We start from the raw sequence: 18,750 nt of genomic DNA on the forward strand, positions 1-18,750 counted from the left end.
GTGTCGACCCACACGTCTCTGTGCCGCCGCATCACGCGCTCAGTTCGAGATGCCGGGCGCCTGGTGCAGGTAGGTGTTGTCGGTCAGTTGCTCGATCATGAAGTCGGCGATGTCGGCGCGGGAGATCTTCAGGGTGAGTCCGGGCTCGTTCGCCGGGAACCCGCGCCGGTAGCTGCCGGTGGCCGGCCCATCGGTGAACGCGCTCGGCCGCACGATCGTCCAGTCCAAATCGCTCGCCATGACGTGCTTCTCCTGCTCGACGTGATCGGCGTAGGCCGGGCGCAGCAGCAGCCCGAACATCACGTACTTCCACAGGAAGTTCAGGTTGCCCCTGCTGTCGCCCACGCCGAGCGTCGTCTGACAGATCAGCCGTTTCACGCCGGTGCGCCGCATCGCGTCGATGATCGCTTCGGTCCCACCGGCCCGAACCACGCCGTTGCGGCCGTTGCCGAGCGAAATCAGCACCGCATCCTGGCCCTCCACCGCGCGTCGCACCGAATTCGTGTCCAGCACATCGCCTTCCACGACGCGCAACCGCTCGTGCCGCTGCGTGACGCTCGCGGCGCTGCGGGTGAAGGCCGTCACCTCGTGGCCCTCCCGCAGCGCCCGCTCGACGACGAGACGCCCGACGGTGCCGGTGGCTCCGAAGACCGCGATTCGCATGGTTTCTCTCCTGGTTCGAAAGCTGTTGTGCTGTTGCTGAATCCAGTACATCAGCGTGGATCGAGACGAACCATGGCCGCGACGCTCGATGCCATAAGCGACTGTCTCACCGCAGCGGGGCGAAGAACTCCGTGATCTCCTGCGCCATGAGCGCGGGCGCCACATGGTGCAGGTAGTGGGTGAACACGTCGTGCGTGCGCCACGAGACGATGTTGTGATCGCGCTCGGCGAAGCGGCGGATACCGTGGAAATCGCCGGTGGAGCCGCACAGCGCGAGCGGAACCGTGGTCGGCGCGGTGGGGTGCTCGGCCTTGTCCTTCTCGAAGTAGTGCCGGATCGCCGAGCCCGCGGTGCCGGTGAGCCAGTGGATGGCGATGTTGGTCAGCACGAAGTCGTCGTCCAGGTCCGGGCCGAGCAGTTGGCCGTTCCAGCCGACCAATCCGGCCGGCGAATCCGTGATCGCGTGCGCCAGCGTCTGCGGCTGCTGCGATTGCAGCACGTTGAAGCCCATCTTGTTCCGCATGAACCAGTCCAGGGTGGCCAGTGACCGCTGCTCGTCCTCGTTCAGATCGGCCAGTTCGGCCGGGTCGCCGGACGGGAACGAGTACACCTGCGTGACGTGCACGCCGACCACGCTTTCCGGCGCGACGCGCCCCAGTTCCGGCGAGATCTGCGATCCGCCGTCGTTGCCCACCGCGCCGTAGCGGGTGTAGCCGAGCCGCCGCATCAATTCGGCCCAGGCACGGGCGATGCGGGCGTCGTTCCAGCCGGCCTCCGTGGTGGGTCCGGAGAAGCCGTAGCCCGGCACCGAGGGGATCACCAGATCGAATCCGGCCGCGGTGAGCGGCTCGATGATGCCGACGAATTCGACGAAGGTGCCGGGCCAGCCGTGCGTGAGGATCAGGGGGAACGCGTCGTTCCGCGTGGACTTCACGTGCAGGAAGTGGATGTTCTGGCCATCGATCTCGGTGGTGAACTGCGGGTAGGCGTTGAGCGCGTTCTCGACCGCGCGCCAGTCGAACCCGTCGCGCCAGTACCCGACCAGGTGGCGCACCCGCTCGACGCTCACGCCGTAGGTATCGCCCGAGCCGGGGATCTGCTCGGCCCAGCGGGTGCGGGCGAGCCGGTCGCGCAGATCGTCCAGCTCGGCTTGGTCGATGTCGATGCGGAAGGGGGTGATCGCGGTCATGTCCAGCTCCTCGTGAAACGGAATGCTCTGTTCTGTTTGAACCGTAGCAGAACGGACCATTCCGTTTCAAGTGCTACGCTGAACCCATGCCGAGAACATCCGCCGCCCCAGCTCAGAAGGGTCTGCCCGGCCGCAAGGCGCAGGCCGCGCGTAATGACGGCCTGATCCTGGAGGCCGCCCGCGCGGTCTTCCTCGCCGACGCCACGGCCCCCATCTCCGCCGTCGCCGAACGCGCCGGCGTCGGGATCAGCGCGCTCTACCGCCGCTATCCGAGCAAGGAGGTGCTGCTGCGCACGCTGTGCCATGAGGGGCTGCGGCGGTACAACGCGGAAGCCGATGCGGCGCTGGAGGATGCGGACGGATGGCGCGGCCTGGTCGGTTTCCTGGAGCGCGTGGTGGACGCGGACGTCCACTCCCTCGCCGTGCACCTGGCGGGCACCTTCACCCCGGACGAATCGATACTGCCCGACGTGCGGCGCTCCGCCGAAGCGACGGAGGAACTCGTCCGCCGCGCCCACGCCACCGGCAAGCTGCGCCCCGACGTCACCCCGCAGGACCTCGGCCTGATTCTGGAGTCCTGCGCGGCAGTCGCGGTGCCCAGCCCGGAGCGCACCACCCAGTTGCGCCGCCGCGTGCTCGCGATGCTGGTGGCCGGGCTGAGCGCCGAAGGCGAACTCCCCGGCCCGCCGCCCGCGCCGGACGAATTCTCCTGGCGTTGGGCGCGGCGATGAATTTCCCCGCGCGAACCGGTCGGCACTGGTACGAATACCGCTGCCCGCCCGAAAGGATGCGCCGTGAACTGGACACTCGAGGTCGTGATCGTCCCCGTCTCGGATATCGACCGCGCCAAGCGCTTCTACGCAGAGCAGCTGGGCTTCGTCGTCGACCATGACACGAAGATCGGCGAGGACGCGCGCATAGTGCAGCTCACCCCGCCCGGCTCCGGCTGCTCGATCGTGATCGGCCACGGCGCGGTGCCGGACATGCCACCGGGCTCCCAGCAGGGCCTGCAACTAGTGGTCAACGACCTGCGCAAAGCCCACGAGGAACTGACCTCCCGCGGCGTCGAGGTCACCGAAATCCAAGTCCTCGGCCAAAACCCGCGCCCCGTGCCCGACCCGCTCGACAACGTCGGATTCTTCTTCTTCACCGACCCGGACGGCAACGGCTGGGGGGTGCAACAGATCTCGACCCGTCCATGAGCGACCCCGTGTGGACGGCGGTTCGTCCCGAGCGACAGCAAGGCAGTGAGCGTTGCACGGCGCAAGCGGCGCGGGTCAGCGGATCGATTCGTTGACCAAGCTCATCAGTCGATCGGCGAGGGCGGGGGAGGCGGCGATCGTGTCGGGGGAGTCGAGGCTGTGGCGGCGGGAGGTCGAGTCGAGGACGACAGCACCCGCCTCGCGGGCGATGAGCACACCGGCGGCGGTGTCCCAGGGCTTGTTGGACAACATGACGCAGGCGTCGGTGCGCCCCTCGGCGACCCACACCAGATCCAGGGCGGCAGATCCGAACACCCGGACCCGCTCGATGGTGGCCGCCAGCGCGGCCGTCCATCAGATCCAGACCCGTCCGTGAGTGCGTCGGTGACGAACGCCGGGTGGGTCTGCCTCGGTTATCGGGGGCCGAGGAAGAGGGTTTGTGTGCTGCGGCCCAGAGGGCCCTTTTCGTCGTAGAGCGCCGATTCGGCCATACCTATGCCATGGGGTTGGGGGTAGGTGACGGCGTCGAGGCAGACCCATTCGCCCGCAGGCTGGCGGTGCAGGGTGACTGTGAGGTCGGTGTTGATGAAAAGGTACTTCGACCAGTCCAGGACCGCGCTGACGCCGTTGCCGGAATCGGCGGCCGCGAGGGTGCGCTCCAGCGGGCTCGGGTCGGTGCCCGCGACGATCGGGTGCTTGATCCTGATCCAGCAGATCGCCGGGCCGGGTTCGGCGAAGGAGCCGCTGACGAAGCGGTAGTCGATGGCGGTGTGGAAGCCGATCGGCTGGTTGGAGGGGAACGGCTCGGGCGCGTCCGCGTGCTCAGGGCCCGGTCGCGAGCCGGTCGGCAAGAAGCGTTCCGGCAGCGGCAACTCCGGTTCGGACAGCTTGAATCGCCAGGCATTCGCCCGCATCACCGGCCCGCGCTCGCTGGACAACGTCGCCTCGATGAGTTCGACGCTGCGGCCCGGACGCGCGACGCGCGCCTGCGCGGTGAGCGGTGCCAGCGGCACCGGGCCCAGGATCTCTACCGCCACCCGGCCCACCTGGAATCCGGCGCGAGGCTCGCAGCGCTCGATCACGTGACCGAGTAGCGCCGAGGGCGGTCCCGCGTGCTGCGCGTCCGGCGACCAGGGGCCGCGGGTCAGTTCGGTCGAGAGAAAGCGGTCCGGCCGGTCGGGATCGGGGAGGTAGAAGGCGTCAGTCATGACCGTGCCTCGCCCGCGCTCGATTCGATGTGCGCCCGCGCGCCGAGTCCTCGGTTACTTCTCTGACGCTCGCTCACGTCGTCGTCCATCCTTCGGCCGATCGGTCGGTTGCACAACGACGGTAACGCGCACCATAACGCGGTTCATCCTCAGACCCGGCCGAACGCGAGCGCGACGTTGTGCCCGCCGAACCCGAACGAGTTGTTCAGGGCGAAATCGATGCGCTGAGTGCGCGGCGCGCCCGCCACGATGTCCAGATCGATCTCCGGATCGAGATTGTCGAGGTTCAGCGTGGGCGCGACGACCTGATCCCGCAGGGTGAGCATGGTGACCAGCGATTCCAACGCGCCGACCGCCCCGATCGAGTGACCGAGCGCGGATTTCGGAGCGTAGACCGAGGCGTCCGGCACGACGGAGGCGATCGCGTTGGCCTCCGAGGCGTCGCCGATGGAGGTCGACGTGGCGTGGGCGTTCACATGCTGGATGTCCGAAGGCCGCAATCCGGCGGTCTCGATGGCCTTGCGCATCGCGCGGGCCGCGCCGAGCCCTTCCGGTTCGGAGGCGACGATGTGGTAGGCGTCGGAGGTGATGCCTGCGCCGAGCACCCGCCCGTGCACGGTAGCGCCGCGCGCGCGTGCGTGCCGCTCGGACTCGAGCACCAGCAGCGCGCCCGCTTCACCGAAGACGAACCCGTCGCGGTCCCGGTCGAACGGGCGGGACGCGCGTTCGGGCTCGTCGTTGCGGGTGCTCATGGCGCGCATCATGGCGAAGCTCGCGATGGGCACCGCGTCGATGTGTCCTTCGACCCCGCCCGCCACCACCACGTCCGCCTCGCCGGTGCTGATCAGCCGCCAAGCGTGCGCGATCGCCTCCGAACCGGACGAGCAGGCCGAGACGGGAGCGAAAACTCCCGCTCGCGCCCCGATTTCGAGCCCGACGGTGGCGGCGGGACCGTTCGGCATCACCATCGGCACCGACATCGGCGACACCTTCCGGTAGCCGCCCGCGCGCATCGCGTCGACGGCGGAGATCAGCGCGTCACCTCCGCCGAGCCCGGTGCCGATGGCCACCGCCAAGCGGTCGCCGTCCACCTCGGGCGCGCCCGCCGCGCGCCAGACCCGGCGGCCGAGCACCAGCGCCATCTGCTCGACGTAGGAATGCCTGCGCTGTTCGACCCGGCTCAGTTCCGCGCCGGGCTGTGACGTCAACTTGCCGCCGATGCGGACCGGCAGGTCGTACTCGGTGACGAAATCGTCGTCGAGCGCGCTGATGCCGCTGTGCCCCGCCAGCAATTCGGACCAGGTCGTGTCCATGTCGTCGGCCAGCGACGTGGTCGCCGCGTATCCGGTGACCACGACCGAATCCCGAGTTTCTGAAGCGATTGTTACAGTCACGGTGTCATGGATACCTGTACCGATCGCTACAGTCAACCTATGGCTCGCCCCCTCGACCACGCCAAACGCGCCGAACTACTCGCCGCCGTCGTGCGCTACATCGCCGAGCACGGCCTCGCGGACCTCTCGCTGCGCCCCCTGGCCGCCGAGCTGGGGACCAGTTCGCGCATGCTCATCTACTACTTCACGACCAAGGAAGAACTGCTGGTCCAGGCCCTGGCGACACAGCGGCCCGACATCGCAGCCGTCTTCGCCGACATCGCCGACGCTTCGGATCTGCGCGAGCGGTTATGGGACTTCTGGACCGCGAACGTGTCGGGCGACGGCCGCACGAGCGTCAGGGTGATGCTGCAGGTGCTCGGTGCGGCCTGTGCGCCCCGCAGTCCGTATGCCGATTACGCCAATTCGGCCATCGCCGTCTTCGTATCGGCGCTGGCCGACGGACTGCGCGGCCTCGGTTCTGTCGATGACCCGGAAATTATTGCCACGCTCTTGATTTCGGGCCTGCGGGGCATTTTGCAGGACCGGCTGATCACCGGAGAGGTCGAGCGCACCGATCGCGCGGCCCGCCGTTTGATCGAACAGACGGTGCGCTGATTGTCTTATCGGCGCATCGGCGCATCGGCGCATCGGCGCATCGGCGCATCGGCGCATCGGCAGTGAGCGGCGTCCGGGCGGTGGTGCGGCCGGTGACGGTGGAATCCGGTAGCGACGCTGTTGCGGTTCGTCGGGCTGCGCTGAATGTCCGTGACGGCGGGGCGATCGTGAGTCGAACGCATCGGTCGCTGCTGGACCGTGACCTCGGGCCAGACGGAATCGGGGGTATCCCACGCTTGCGGCGCTGCTGCTCGGCACGGCCGTGGCCCCACGTGTGCGACTCGCTCCGCGACGACGGCGGGGTAATCGTAGTGCCCGGATGGTCTCTCGCGGAGGCGATCACTCGGGCCGGGACTCCGGGTACGCATGCGCGAAGAGGCGTTCCAGGATCGCATGCAGCTGTTCCCGCTCCGCCGGGTCGAGCGGGGCGAGGATCTCGTCACCGACCCGGCGGGCTTCGCGGTCGAGGGAACGCAGTGCGGTGCGTCCGGTCCGGGTGATGCGCACGGTGATGCGGCGACGGTCGCGCTCATCCCGCGCACGTTCCACCTGACCGGCGACTTCGAGTTCGTCGACGACCTTGGCCACGTCGCTGGGGTGGATGGTCAGACGCTCGGCCAAGTCGCGCTGGGCATGCGGGCCGAAGTCGGCGAGCGCGGCGAGGATCGCCATGTGCCACAGGCGTAGTCCGCGCGCGGCGAGACGGTCGGCGAACCCGGCACGCGCGGCCTTGCCGACCCGCGACAGGAGATAGACGTCGAGGCCGAGCAGGCGCGGTGGGAGTGCGCGTTCGGTGCTCATCGGCCTATTGTAGGTCTCGACCTACAATAGGTATCTACCAACTGATAGGAGGCTCGCCGTGGACGCGCTGCATCCGAGGCTCCTGGTCACCCGCTTCGCCGACTGCTTCGAGTTCTACGCGGCGGTGCTGCCCGAGCTGATCGGGGCGACTCTGGTCAAGGGAACCGCCGCTGGCCCGTACGCGAGCTGGGACGTCGGGGACCAAGGCGCGCTGGTGCTCTTCGATCGCGCCGCGATGGCGGAGGTCGTGGGTACGACGTCGTGGCCGGAGCGGCCCGCGCCATCTCAGGACGCGGCGATGCTCGTCTGCCGGGTGCGCGACGTCGACGCGGGTGCGAACTTGTGCGCCGGGCACGGCGCGACCGTTGTCGCGGCTCCAGCCGATCGGCCGCGGTGGGGCCCCGGGCTGCGCACCGCCCACCTGCGCGATCCGGAGGGGACGCTGATCGAACTTCAGTCTTACTGAGTACGGCGGTCGGCGGCATCTGCGACCCGTCGACTCAGGCGGAGCGGCTCGCCTCCATGGACGGTTGCCTGCGCGGTCGCCAGCGTCGAGCTAGCCTGCGGGTTCGATCCGGAAGACCGGGTATTGGTCGGCGATCCGCGCGAACTCGTCGAGCGGGGCGGTGCGGTCGATCGGGAAGTGTGGGCGGGCTCCGGGGGCGACGGCGAGGTAGCTGCGCAGGATCGGCGCCCGTTCCCCCACCTCCACCTCGGTCAGGTGTACCGCTTCGCGGCCGCGCCGGTGCAGGAACGCCCGGCCGTGCGCCGCGTAGACGTTGCGCACCCACCCCGCGTCCCGGCCCAGCATCGACACCAGGTAACGCCGACCCTCGTACTCGGCGACCACGATCGGCAACTTCACCGGGCGCCCGCTGCGCCGACCGGCCACTTCGAGCGTCATGGCATAGCCGGGGGACAGCACACCCGCCGAATACATCCATTCCGAAGCCCGGTTCAGCACCCGGGCGAACATCCCCGGACGGTTGCCCCGATACATCCCGCGTTTCGCCGCGAACAGCAGATCTCGCACGCTGTCCATACACCCACCTACCTCGTATGCGCCCCCGGCACCGCAAACAGTACTGATCGCCTGCCGCCACCGCGCGCTTCCACTCCGACACCGATCCCATACCACAGCAAGACATTTGACCTACCAACGCCGCTGTGACACCTTCTGGCCTCGGCCCGCGCCAGACGACGGTTGTTCGGTCGTGATCGACCGCCTGTGCGTCAGACCCCGTGCACGGCAACAGCGGCAGGCTCGACCGCCGAGTGCAGCCGGCGGACACGAGCAGCCCCGCGGTGAACCGGCGTCAGCACCGTCCCGCCGCATCGTCGGGATGCGGCGGGACGGCGCCGGGTCGTCACGAGACCACGGGCAGATAGACCGCGTTGCCGCGGCTGGCGAACTCGGCGGACTTCTCCGCCATGCCCGCCTCCAGCGCCTCGGCCTCGTTCAAACCCTGCCGTTCGGCGTACTCGCGGACGTCGGCCGAGATTCGCATCGAGCAGAACTTGGGGCCGCACATGGAGCAGAAGTGCGCGGTCTTCGCGGGTTCGGCGGGCAGCGTCTCGTCGTGGTACTCGCGGGCGGTGTCCGGGTCGAGGGACAGCGCGAACTGGTCGCGCCAGCGGAATTCGAAGCGCGCCTGCGACAGCGCGTCGTCGCGCTGCTGGGCGTGCGGATGGCCCTTGGCCAGGTCGGCGGCGTGCGCGGCGATCTTGTAGCTGATCACGCCGACCTTCACGTCGTCGCGGTTGGGCAGGCCGAGGTGTTCCTTCGGGGTGACGTAGCAGAGCATGGCGGTGCCCGCCTGCGCGATGATGGCAGCGCCGATCGCCGAGGTGATGTGGTCGTAGGCCGGTGCGATGTCGGTGGCGAGCGGGCCGAGGGTGTAGAACGGCGCCTCCTCACACAGCTCCTCTTCCAGCCGCACGTTTTCCACGATCTTGTGCATCGGCACGTGCCCCGGACCCTCGATCATCACCTGCACGCCATGCGATTTGGCGATCTTGGTCAGCTCGCCGAGCGTGCGCAGTTCGGCGAACTGCGCCTCGTCGTTGGCGTCGGCGATGGAGCCGGGCCGCAGGCCGTCACCGAGGGAGAAGGTGACGTCGTAGCGGGCCAGGATCTCGCAGAGTTCCTCGAAGTGCGTGTACAGGAACGATTCCTGATGATGCGCCAGGCACCAGGCCGCCATGATCGACCCGCCGCGCGAGACGATGCCGGTCACCCGCTTGGCGGTCAGGGGGATGTAGCGCAGCAGCACGCCCGCGTGCACGGTCATGTAGTCCACGCCCTGCTCGCACTGCTCGATCACGGTGTCCCGGTAGATCTCCCAGGTCAGCGCGGTCGGATCGCCGTTCACCTTCTCCAGCGCCTGGTAGATCGGCACGGTGCCGACCGGGACGGGGGAGTTGCGCAGAATCCACTCGCGGGTCTCGTGGATGTTCTTGCCGGTGGACAGGTCCATGATGGTGTCCGCGCCCCAGCGGGTGGCCCACACCATCTTCTCCACCTCCTCGGCGATCGAGGAGGACACGGCCGAGTTGCCGATGTTCGCGTTGATCTTCACCAGGAACTTCTTGCCGATGATGGTCGGCTCGAGCTCCGGATGCTTGTGGTTGGCCGGGATCACCGCGCGGCCAGCGGCGACCTCGTCGCGCACCAGCTCCGGCGCGACGCCTTCGCGCGCGGCGATGAAGCGCATCTCCGGCGTGACGATGCCCTCGCGGGCCCACGCGAGCTGGGTGCGCGGACCTTTCCCCTCGGGCTTGGTCCACGTGTCGCGCAGTTTCGGTAGACCGCCTTCGAGGTCGATCGTCGCGGACTCGTCGGTGTACGGGCCGGACGTGTCGTAGACGTCGAAGTGCTCGCCATTGGTCAGATTGATCCGGCGCACCGGAATGCGCAGGTCATCGACCTCGAGATAGTGCTTGACGCTGCCCTCGATGGGGCCGGTGGTGACGCTGTCGACGGGTGCGGATCCACCGTCGGACGCAGCGGCGCGTGCCATTCTTCCTCCCTACGCCGGCATTACCCGGTCAGGTTCATACGGTCGACGGCCCTGACGCCTCTCGGCTAGCCGTCCTCTCAGCCCGCTGGTGCGAGCCCCCGTTGGTGTGTGAAATTCTCCCGCCCGACCATACCCGGACCGCACGGGCGCGCGCCCGGCGATTCGGCGCGATCGGGCGAACTTCCAGGCAGGGGTGTCCGCACTCGCACGGGTCGGGTGGGAATCGAGTGCGCCAGGACCGGGTATCCAGTTCGCGCGCCGAGCGAGCGAGTCCGGTCGCCGGGAATCCTGGCCGCGATCAGGACTTCTCGGCGCTCTCCGGCTTGGCCGAATGGCCCGGTGCGCCGTGGGTGCGGCGGGCTTCTTTCATCTCGGCTTCGTAGACGTGGCGGCGGCCCTCCAGCAGTTCGTCCCTGGCGGCCCGCTCGATGTCGCGGAACAGACCGTAGTAGCCGTCCTCGTATTCCTCGACGATCTGGAAGGTCCAGCGCCCGGCCAGCACGTTGCGGCCGATCAACTCGGTGGAGATCCGGTCGGCGATGTGATCGTGCCCTGCTTCGCGGAACAGTTCCACCGCCGTGTCCAGCGCCAGATCCGCCCCGCCGGTCAGCTGGTGGAAGGCGTACAGATGGCCGCGGGCACGCTCGATGGTCTCCAGCGCCTCGGAGAGTTTGCCGGTGGCGGCGACCGTGTTGTCGTCCACGCCGGTGGGGCGGCAGTGCGCTGTATCCGGGCGATCGTTCATGACCTCGCTCCTTGTCCGGAGGGTGGGTGCGGCCGTGAACTCCGCGATCCGGCGGCGGAGATCGAGGCGCTCGGGTAGCGGCGTACCCGCGCGACGCCGTTCTCAAGCATCGAGTGCCCGTCCGAGGCAACCTCGGGCGAAGGCCGATCGACCGGCACAAAGGGAAGTCGGGCACACCATCGCCGCCCTGCCGATGGCGTTCGCCGGACGGCAGTCCGCCCGTTTCGTAAGCGGGCGTTCGACAGATCGGCCGAAGAAGTCGATCGCGGCATCAGCTCCGCATCGCGCAGCACATCCGCCATGGTGTACCGGGCGGGTCGCGCCCCTGGTACGCCGCCGAGCGCCCGGCCGTGTTCAGTGCGGGTGTGCCGGAAGGATACGGCCGGTGACCTCGCCCAACCCGATCCTGGCCGCGTGGGGGCCCGGAGCCGACGCGGTGATGGTCACCTCGTCGCCGTCCTCCAGGAAGATACGTTGCCGATCGTTCACCGATACCGGCCTGCTGCCGCCCCAGGACAACTCGATGAACGAGCCGCGTTGATCCGGTTCGGGGCCGGAGATGGTGCCGGAGGCGTACAGATCGCCGGTGCGCGTCGATGCGCCGTTCGCCGTGAGATGAGCCAGCATCTGCGCCGGTGACCAGTACATCCGGGAGTAGGGCGGATAGGTGACCGGTTGTCCGTTCCAGGCCACGGTGAGGTCGATGTCCAGGCCCCAGTGCTCGGCGCCGTGCAGGTAGGGCAGCGGCGCGGGCGACTGCTCGGGCAGCGGTATGCGGGCGGACTCCAGGGCGGCCAGCGGCGTGATCCACGGCGAGATCGACGTCGCGAACGACTTGCCGAGGAACGGGCCCAGCGGCTGGTACTCCCAGGCCTGGATGTCGCGGGCCGACCAATCGTTGACCAGCGCGACGCCGAACACCCGCTCGGCGAACTCGTCGATCGGGACCGGCACGCCGAGCCGCGAGCCGACGCCGATCACGAAACCGAGCTCGGCCTCGATGTCCAGCCGCCGCGACGGGCCGAAAACCGGTGCGCCGGAATCGGTCTTGCGCTGCCCGTACGGCCGTGCGATCGCGGTGCCCGACACCACCACGGTGCCGGCCCGCCCGTGATAGCCCACCGGCAGGTGCCGCCAGTTCGGCAGCAGCGGGTCGCCGTCCGGCCGGAACAGGCGGCCGAGGTTCGTCGCGTGGTCGATGCTGGCGTAGAAGTCCACGTAATCGCCGATGCGCACGGGCAGCCGCAACACCACGTCGGCCAGGCGGTGCACCGCGGCGTCGTCCAGCTCGCCGTCGACCGCCTCGCGAATCCGGTCGCGCACCGTGCGCCAACGGGCAGGTCCCTGCGCCAGGAAGGCGTTCAGGCTCGGCTCGGCGAAAACCGGATCATCCAGCAGCACAGCCAGATCGATGACGTGGTCACCGAGCCGCACCCCCACGCGGGGGCCCGCTCCGGTCGTCGCGAAGACCCCGTACGGCAGATTGTCCGGACCGAACAGCGACGCCGGCGCTACCTCGACCCTGGTCCTCACGCGGGGCCCCGGCCCGACCAGGTCCACGCATAGGTCGGGTCTTCGCAGGCCAGCGCCCCTTCGCCGAGTTCGAGCGGGCGGAACGTGTCCACCATGACGGCCAGCTCGTCGAAATACTCGATGCCGATGCTGTTCTCGTAGGCCCCGGGCTGCGGACCGTGGGCATAGCCGCCGGGGTGCACCGACACCGAGCCCTGCGTGATCCCGGAGCCCTTGCGCGCTTCGTAATTGCCGCCGCAATAGAACATGACCTCGTCGGAATCGACGTTGGAGTGGTAGTACGGCACGGGAATCGACAGTGGGTGGTAATCCACCTTGCGCGGAACGAAATTGCAGATCACGAAGTTGCCGCCCTCGAAAGCCTGATGGACGGGCGGCGGCTGGTGGATGCGGCCGGTGATCGGTTCGAAGTCGGCGATATCGAAAGTCCAGGGGTACAGGCAGCCGTCCCAGCCCACCACGTCGAACGGGTGGGTGGCGTAGACCATCCTGGTGCCGACGACCTGTCCGCCGGGACGATGTTTGACCAGCACTTCCACCTCGGTGCCGGTCGCGGTGATGGTCTCGGCCGGGCCGTGCAGGTCGCGCTCGCAGTACGGGGCGTTTTCCAGCAGCTGGCCGAATTTCGACAGATAGCGCTTCGGTGGCGTGATGTGACCGGTCGCCTCGATCACGTACGCCCGCAACGGTTCCGGACCGGTGGGCCGCCAGCGGTGCGTCGTGGCGCGCGGGATGAGCACCTGATCGCCCTGCCGCGCGGGCAACGCGCCGAACACGGTCTCCACCACCGCCGCGCCGGCCTCCACGTACACCAGTTCGTCGCCGATCGCGTTGCGGTACAGCGGCGAGCCGCCCTTCGCGACGACGTAGGAGATGCGCACGTCCGCGTTGGCGAGCAGCAGGCGGCGCCCGGTCACCGCATCGGTCTCCGCCGGGGTGTCGCCGGGGAACAGCGTGTGCAGGCGCAGATGGCGGTGACGCAGCGGATGGTTCGGCGTGGTCCGCTGATCGGGCAGCTCCCAGACCGTCGAATCGACCAGTGCCGGCGGCAGGCCGCGGTGATAGAGCAGGGAGGAGTCGCCGGAGAAGCCCTCCTCGCCCATCAGCTCTTCGTAGTAGAGCCGGCCCTGCTCGTCACGATGCTGGGTGTGCCGCTTCGGCGGTACCGTACCCACTTGCCGATAGAACGCCATGACCGTTCCTCCGCCAGCCGGTGGTCGGACAGTTGATCACCATCGTAGTGCGGCCGACGCGTCTATCAGGCGTTTCGCAGGGCGCGGTAGACCGAGGCCCCGACGAACGCGCCGAGGTCCGCCGGTGTCCAGCCGTCCTGGTCGGCGAGCAGCGCGCGCACCGCCCCTTCCCCCGCCGACACCCACTGCTCCACCAGCACGGGCAACTTGCGTTCGGCGTCCACCGTGCCCCACGCGCGCAGCGTGGGGCGCAGGAGTTTGGTGCAGCGCTCGATGACGAGCGCGCGGCCGCGCCCGAACGACTTCGCGACGGCGGGGTCGGGATTGCCGTAGACCAGCCGCCAGGCGTCGGGCCGGGTCGCCGCCTTCGTCAGCAGTGCGCGAAACCCCTGGACGAACACGGTCTCGTCGGCGTCCACATCGCGTGGCTTCACCACCTCGAGCACGCCGCTGACCAGGTAGCCCTCCTCGCGCTGGATCAACGCCTCGATCAGCTCGACGCGATCGGCGAAGCAGGCGTAGACCACCGGCCTGGTCACGTTCATCCGTTCCGCGATCGCGGCCATGGTGACCGCGGCGATGCCGTCCTCGACGGCGATGGCGAGCGCGGTGTCGAGCACCTGCGGGCGGCGGCGTTCCGGGCCGAGGTGCTGCGCCCGCTGCCGTTGCCCCACGGACGCGTCGCTGTTCATGCCGCCCAACCTGCCGCCGGTGGTCCGGTTGCCGCTGCCGCGGCGGGGGAAGGGCGGCTGTGCCGGGCGGGTCACGCGGACCCGGGTTCGTCGGCGAACTCGGCGATCACCGGGGCGTGGTCGCTGGCGCCCTTGCCCTTTCGCGCCTCACGATCGACCATCGCGTCCCTCACGGTGGCGGCGAGCGCGGGGGAGGCGAGGATGAAATCGATGCGCATGCCCTCTTTGCGCGGGAAGCGCAGCTGCGTGTAGTCCCAGTAGGTGTAGACGCCCGGTCCGGGCGCGAACGGACGCATGACATCCGCGAACCCGGCGTCCACGACGGCCTGGAAGGCGTCGCGCTCCGGCTGCGAGGTGTGCGTCTTCTCGGCGAAGTACTCCACGGACCACACATCGTCGTCGGTCGGCGCGATGTTCCAGTCGCCCACCAGGGCGATCTTGGCCTGCGGGTCCTCGGCCAGCCAGCGCGCGCCGTTGTCGCGCAGCGCGGCAAGCCATTCCAGCTTGTACTTGTAATGCGGATCGCCCAGCGTTCGCCCATTGGGCACGTACAGGCTCCACACCCGCACGCCGCCGCAGGTGGCCCCGATCGCCCTCGACTCGACCACCGGAGTGCTGATCAGCGACTCACCCGCGTCTTTGTCGAAGCCGGGCTGGCCGGGGAAGGCGAACTCGACGTCGGAGAGGCCGACGCGGGAGACGATCGCCACCCCGTTCCACTGGTTGATCCCCAGGTGGGCGACTTCGTAGCCGAGTTCGTCGAAGCGCTCGAAGGGGAACTGGTCGTCGCGGCACTTGGTCTCCTGGATGGCGAGCACGTCGATGTCCTGGCGGTCGAGCCAGTCCGCGACGCGGTCGAGCCGGGAGCGGATGGAGTTGACGTTCCAGGTGGCGAGACGCACTGCGGCCTTCCTTCGGGGTGTCAGATCTGTTCTACCGCAGGCCGCCGGGCCCGGCGATCGGTTCCGGCGCGGCGTAGCGATAGGTGTGGTGCTCGATGAAGCCCAGTTCGCGGTACATCGCGCGGGCCGGTTCGTTGGTGGCTTCCACCTGGAGATAGGCGTGGGTCGCGCCGCGGTCGCGGCCCCAGCGGATCAGTTCGGCGCAGACCAGCGAGCCGAGTCCGTGCCTGCGGTGCGCGGCGGCGACGGCCACGCAGGTGAGGCCGATCCAGCGTCGCCCGTCCGGGGCGGTGGTCAGCGCGCCGCGGCCGATCGCGATGGGACGCGGTAGACCGAGCGAGGCGAAGCCGAGTTCGCCGCCGATGACCGCGGTGAGCACGTCGGGATCGGGCGCGGGAACCGTCTGCGCGCCGGGGTCTTCACCGCTGTGACGGTGCATCTCCAGCCAGTCCGCGTGGGGAGCGGGCGCGATCCGCACCATCGAAGGGCCTTGCGGCAGCACGAAGTTGTCGATATCGATGGCGAGCACGATCGTCTCCCGCCAGCTGTGCCAGCCGGGCGGCACCGGGGCCAGCCGATCGGGCAGCGCGAGTTGCACGGGCAGGCCGTGCGCGGTGTACCACTCGCCGATCCGGTGCAGCGTCTCCGCCGACACGGTGGCGGGACCGTCGGAGTTGCCCAGCGGCACAGCGGAATTCGCGCGCCCGGTGTATCCGTGGCCCGCGCGCGCCAGCCAGCCGTCGATCCACGCGTGCTCGACGCCAGGCCAGCCGTAGGCGGCCGCGGCTTCCAGCGCGCGGATCTCCCTGATGCGGATCGGTCGCGGACCGATGGCTTTCAGCGCGATCACGCGTTCCGGCGCGACCGATACCAGCTCGCCGCCCGCGCCGCGCACCGTCGGCGGATCGAGGGAGACGAGTTCGCCGATCACGTCGGTCAGTGGTTGTGGATAACCCGCGGGCAGTTGGTAGCGCAGCACCACGCGACGGCCGAGCGGGATATCGGGCAGGCCGGCCGCGGGGTCAGTCGTCATGCCCGAACGGGTCGGGGTCGGTGCCGGGCAGCCAGCTCAGACCCGGTGTGCCCCAGCCGTTGCGTTTGATCGCCTTCTTCGCGGCCCGCGCGTTGCGGCCGATCAGCACGTCCACGTAGAGGAACCCGTCGAGGTGCCCGACCTCGTGCTGGAGCATGCGGGCGAAGAAGCCCTTGCCCTCCACCTCCACCGGCTCGCCGCGCTCGTCGGTGCCGGTCACCTTCGCCCATTCGGCGCGGCCGGTGGGGAACTGCTCGCCTGGCACCGACAGACAGCCCTCCTCGTCGTCGTCCGGGTCCGGCATGGTCTCGGGGATCTCCGAGGTCTCCAGCACCGGATTGACCACGACGCCGCGGCGGCGGGTGGCGGTGCCGTCCGCGCCGAGGTCGGGGCAGTCGTAGACGAACAGGCGCAGCGGAACGCCCACCTGATTGGCCGCCAGCCCGACGCCGTGCGCCGCGTCCAGCGTCTCGAACATGTCCGCGATGAGCGGAGCCAATTCCTCCGGCGATCGAGTGACCCGCTCGGTCGGGTTGTGCAGAACCGGGTCGCCGACGATCACGATCGGGAGGATTGCCATGCGCCAATTATTGCCGTGCGCGCCACGTCACAGCGCCTCGGGTGCCGAACCCGTGACCGGGACTACCGGCCGGTAGGGAACACGCCGCGCTGTGGGCCGGGCGATTCTCCCGGCGCGTGGTTGAATGTTCCGCGACGTACAAGCACCATTTTCGTCTGGTGGTCACTCGGCGAGGGAGCGAGATGGACGGCGCAGCGGCACGGGATCTTCCCGCGACCCACAACGGCCCTTCCGCGAGCGAAGACGGCACGACGGAGCACGCCGCGGCCGAGCAGGCCGACGGTAGCGGACTGACCCGTCGCGAACTCGACATCCTTGCCTTCGAGCGGCAGTGGTGGAAGTACGCGGGGGCGAAGGAGGAGGCGATCCGCGAGCTGTTCGCCATGTCGCCGACCCGGTACTACCAGGTGCTGAACGCGGTGGTGGACCGGCAGGAGGCCCTGGCGGCCGACCCGATGCTGGTCAAGCGGCTGCGCAGGCTGCGAGCGAGCAGGCAGAAGGCGCGCGCGGCGCGGCGGCTCGGATTCCAGGCCTGACCCGGCGATGCGGACCCGGACCCGCTTCGTGCGACTAGGCTCGCGGACGTGAGCTACCCGAACCCCACCTCCGGTGGGCCACCGTTGCGCGCCCTGGCGATGGTGCTGATCGCGTTGGCCATCGTCTTCGCAGGGCTCGGCGCGATGTCGCTGTCGAATTCCGACGCCGACACCGACGCCTCGGGAACCAGCGAATCGCCGACCTCGAGCGCGAGCGCCGCGCCTCAGGTGCCGGCGAGCACCACCGCGCCCAAGGCGTCGATCTCGTCCACCGCGGCGGCGACCGTGACGCCGACCACCACCGCCGCGCCGACCACCTCCACGGCGGCGCGCTCGGTCCCGGTACGCGTGCTCAACAACAGCATGGTGCCCGGACTCGCCGCGAAAACCGCGGGTCAGCTCGAGGCGAGCGGGTGGACGATCGCGGAAACGGGCAACTACCCGGGCGCCAGCATCGCCAAAACCACCGTGTACTACGGGGATTCGTCCGGTGACAAGGAGGCCGCGCAGGCCATCGCGGACCAGCTCGGCGCGTCGGTGGCGCCGAAGTCGAGCGCGATCGGGGACACCGCGCCGGGTGTAACGGTGATCGTCACGGGTAACTGACCCGTGTGGACGCTGGTCGCACGCTCCGACCGGCGAACACAGGTGAGGGCGCGCCGCCCTGTCGGGGGCACGGCGGGACGGCGTGGCATCATCTTGTCCGGTAACGAACGTGTCCACCCAGCTTTACTCGTAAACTCGGTACTCGTAAAGGAGTTCCCCGATGGCCCCGTCCACAACTCGACGCCCTTCCTGGCGGACTGTGACCCCGGTGCTCGCGGTCGCGGTGTTCGGCCTCGCCGCCTGCTCGAACAGCCAGGAGTCGAGTGACGTCCAGGGAACGACTCCGCCGGTGTGGACCGGGTCCCCCGCCCCCGCCGGGCAGTCGAGCACCGAGCACGGCGGAACGCCGAACACCGAGCAGGGCGTGAACGTCCAGCTGAAGGACCCCTCGGGCGCCTCGGTCGGCACCGCGAACTTCGCCAAGGACGGCAACCACCTGCAGATCACCGTCGAGGCCCACGGGCTGCGTCCCGGCTTCCACGGCCTGCACGTGCACCAGGTCGGCAAGTGCGAGCCGAACTCGGTCGCGCCGACCGGCGGCCCGGCGGGCGATTTCCTTTCCGCCGGTGGTCACCTGCAGGTCGGCAGCGCCAACGCGCATCCAGCCAGCGGTGATCTGACCTCGCTCGAGGTGCGTGGCGACGGCGTCGGCAAGCTGGTCACCACCACCGACGCGGTGACGCTGGACGACGTGAAGGGCAAGGCCCTGATCATCCACGCCGACGCCGACAACTTCGGCAACATCCCCAACCGTTACTCCCGCGCCGACGGCGTCGCGGGTCCCGACGAGTCGACCCTAGCGACGGGCGACGCGGGTGGCCGTGTCGCCTGTGGCGTGATCCAGTAGCGCGGGTGG

Annotated in this window: 22 protein-coding genes and 1 riboswitch; of the genes, 7 read left to right on the forward strand and 15 right to left on the reverse strand. The window is 69.2% G+C overall.

Translation table 11 applies throughout. The features are described 5' to 3' along the window. Positions 1–39 precede the first annotated feature (39 nt). Together ACH49X_RS11555 and ACH49X_RS11560 are read right to left on the reverse strand one after the other, a co-directional pair. On the reverse strand, positions 40–663 hold the full coding sequence (locus tag ACH49X_RS11555) for an SDR family oxidoreductase (RefSeq protein ID WP_357207298.1): 624 nt from the start codon (positions 661–663) through the stop codon (positions 40–42). Positions 664–769: 106 nt separating this feature from the next. Continuing rightward, on the reverse strand, positions 770–1,852 hold the full coding sequence (locus tag ACH49X_RS11560; RefSeq protein WP_357207300.1) for an epoxide hydrolase: 1,083 nt from the start codon (positions 1,850–1,852) through the stop codon (positions 770–772). An 86-nt stretch (positions 1,853–1,938) separates the two neighbouring features. Between ACH49X_RS11560 and ACH49X_RS11565 the strand changes: the two genes are divergently transcribed. Further along, positions 1,939–2,583 carry a helix-turn-helix domain-containing protein gene (locus ACH49X_RS11565; protein WP_357207302.1) on the forward strand — a complete coding sequence of 215 codons (645 nt, stop codon included), beginning with the start codon at positions 1,939–1,941 and terminating at the stop codon, positions 2,581–2,583. Between the two features lie 63 nt (positions 2,584–2,646). After that, positions 2,647–3,054 (forward strand): VOC family protein, encoded by a 408-nt coding sequence (locus tag ACH49X_RS11570; protein WP_195080775.1) that lies wholly within the window; start codon positions 2,647–2,649, stop codon positions 3,052–3,054. Between the two features lie 75 nt (positions 3,055–3,129). Here the strand turns inward: ACH49X_RS11570 and ACH49X_RS11575 are convergent, their stop codons facing one another. From ACH49X_RS11575 to ACH49X_RS11585, 3 genes are all read right to left on the reverse strand, one after another. Next, a complete protein-coding gene (locus tag ACH49X_RS11575; protein WP_357207304.1) occupies positions 3,130–3,369 on the reverse strand; it encodes an inositol monophosphatase family protein in 240 nt (79 codons plus the stop codon). A gap of 98 nt (positions 3,370–3,467) precedes the next feature. Further along, entirely contained in the window at positions 3,468–4,262 is a 795-nt protein-coding gene (locus tag ACH49X_RS11580; protein WP_195080773.1) for a thioesterase family protein, read from the reverse strand. A 149-nt stretch (positions 4,263–4,411) separates the two neighbouring features. Further along, positions 4,412–5,656, reverse strand: coding sequence for a KasA/KasB family beta-ketoacyl-ACP synthase (locus ACH49X_RS11585; protein WP_195080772.1), 1,245 nt, complete (start codon positions 5,654–5,656; stop codon positions 4,412–4,414). 39 nt (positions 5,657–5,695) lie between these two features. Between ACH49X_RS11585 and ACH49X_RS11590 the strand changes: the two genes are divergently transcribed. After that, entirely contained in the window at positions 5,696–6,253 is a 558-nt protein-coding gene (locus ACH49X_RS11590) for a TetR/AcrR family transcriptional regulator (protein ID WP_357207306.1), read from the forward strand. 339 nt (positions 6,254–6,592) lie between these two features. Here the strand turns inward: ACH49X_RS11590 and ACH49X_RS11595 are convergent, their stop codons facing one another. Continuing rightward, the gene (locus ACH49X_RS11595) at positions 6,593–7,054 is read right to left on the reverse strand and encodes a MarR family winged helix-turn-helix transcriptional regulator (protein WP_195080770.1); all 462 of its coding nucleotides are present in this window, start codon (positions 7,052–7,054) and stop codon (positions 6,593–6,595) included. 58 nt (positions 7,055–7,112) lie between these two features. Between ACH49X_RS11595 and ACH49X_RS11600 the strand changes: the two genes are divergently transcribed. Then, entirely contained in the window at positions 7,113–7,520 is a 408-nt protein-coding gene (locus ACH49X_RS11600; RefSeq protein ID WP_357207308.1) for a VOC family protein, read from the forward strand. 90 nt (positions 7,521–7,610) lie between these two features. Here ACH49X_RS11600 and ACH49X_RS11605 read toward each other — a convergent pair whose 3' ends face one another. From ACH49X_RS11605 to ACH49X_RS11645, 9 genes are all read right to left on the reverse strand, one after another. Further along, on the reverse strand, positions 7,611–8,096 hold the full coding sequence (locus ACH49X_RS11605) for a nitroreductase/quinone reductase family protein (protein ID WP_323124531.1): 486 nt from the start codon (positions 8,094–8,096) through the stop codon (positions 7,611–7,613). A gap of 325 nt (positions 8,097–8,421) precedes the next feature. Further along, entirely contained in the window at positions 8,422–10,074 is a 1,653-nt protein-coding gene (gene thiC, locus ACH49X_RS11610) for a phosphomethylpyrimidine synthase ThiC (protein ID WP_323124532.1), read from the reverse strand. Then, a riboswitch (TPP riboswitch) is annotated at positions 10,064–10,186 on the reverse strand. Its footprint overlaps the gene before it by 11 nt. Positions 10,187–10,372: 186 nt before the next feature. Continuing rightward, positions 10,373–10,819: a hypothetical protein gene (locus tag ACH49X_RS11615; protein ID WP_195080768.1), complete on the reverse strand. Its 447-nt coding sequence runs from the start codon at positions 10,817–10,819 to the stop codon at positions 10,373–10,375. Between the two features lie 354 nt (positions 10,820–11,173). Then, on the reverse strand, positions 11,174–12,352 hold the full coding sequence (gene fahA / locus ACH49X_RS11620) for a fumarylacetoacetase (RefSeq protein ID WP_357207311.1): 1,179 nt from the start codon (positions 12,350–12,352) through the stop codon (positions 11,174–11,176). Then, positions 12,349–13,545 (reverse strand): homogentisate 1,2-dioxygenase, encoded by a 1,197-nt coding sequence (locus tag ACH49X_RS11625; protein WP_195080766.1) that lies wholly within the window; start codon positions 13,543–13,545, stop codon positions 12,349–12,351. Before ACH49X_RS11625 ends, fahA begins: the two co-directional genes overlap by 4 nt. 65 nt (positions 13,546–13,610) lie before the next feature. Continuing rightward, complete coding sequence (locus tag ACH49X_RS11630; RefSeq protein WP_195080765.1) at positions 13,611–14,237, reverse strand: TetR/AcrR family transcriptional regulator; 627 nt, start codon at positions 14,235–14,237, stop codon at positions 13,611–13,613. 71 nt (positions 14,238–14,308) lie between these two features. Next, complete coding sequence (locus ACH49X_RS11635) at positions 14,309–15,139, reverse strand: exodeoxyribonuclease III (RefSeq protein WP_357207313.1); 831 nt, start codon at positions 15,137–15,139, stop codon at positions 14,309–14,311. 31 nt (positions 15,140–15,170) lie between these two features. Then, positions 15,171–16,172, reverse strand: coding sequence for a GNAT family N-acetyltransferase (locus tag ACH49X_RS11640; RefSeq protein ID WP_357207315.1), 1,002 nt, complete (start codon positions 16,170–16,172; stop codon positions 15,171–15,173). Beyond that, the gene (locus ACH49X_RS11645; RefSeq protein WP_195080762.1) at positions 16,162–16,752 is read right to left on the reverse strand and encodes a peptide deformylase; all 591 of its coding nucleotides are present in this window, start codon (positions 16,750–16,752) and stop codon (positions 16,162–16,164) included. The genes ACH49X_RS11640 and ACH49X_RS11645 overlap by 11 nt, the downstream gene beginning before the upstream one ends. A 182-nt stretch (positions 16,753–16,934) precedes the next feature. Here ACH49X_RS11645 and ACH49X_RS11650 point away from each other — a divergent pair, with 182 nt between their 5' ends. The 3 genes from ACH49X_RS11650 (at position 16,935) to sodC (ending at position 18,741) form a co-directional block, all read left to right on the forward strand. Further along, the gene (locus ACH49X_RS11650) at positions 16,935–17,288 is read left to right on the forward strand and encodes a DUF3263 domain-containing protein (protein ID WP_195080761.1); all 354 of its coding nucleotides are present in this window, start codon (positions 16,935–16,937) and stop codon (positions 17,286–17,288) included. A gap of 48 nt (positions 17,289–17,336) precedes the next feature. Beyond that, positions 17,337–17,894, forward strand: a complete 558-nt coding sequence (locus ACH49X_RS11655; protein ID WP_195080760.1) for a LytR C-terminal domain-containing protein — start codon at positions 17,337–17,339, stop codon at positions 17,892–17,894. A gap of 160 nt (positions 17,895–18,054) precedes the next feature. Next, a complete protein-coding gene (sodC, locus tag ACH49X_RS11660; RefSeq protein ID WP_195080759.1) occupies positions 18,055–18,741 on the forward strand; it encodes a superoxide dismutase[Cu-Zn] in 687 nt (228 codons plus the stop codon). Positions 18,742–18,750: the final 9 nt, after the last annotated feature.

Origin of the sequence: Nocardia sp. NPDC019323 (assembly GCF_044389845.1) — a bacterium.
Lineage (GTDB): Bacteria > Actinomycetota > Actinomycetes > Mycobacteriales > Mycobacteriaceae > Nocardia > Nocardia implantans.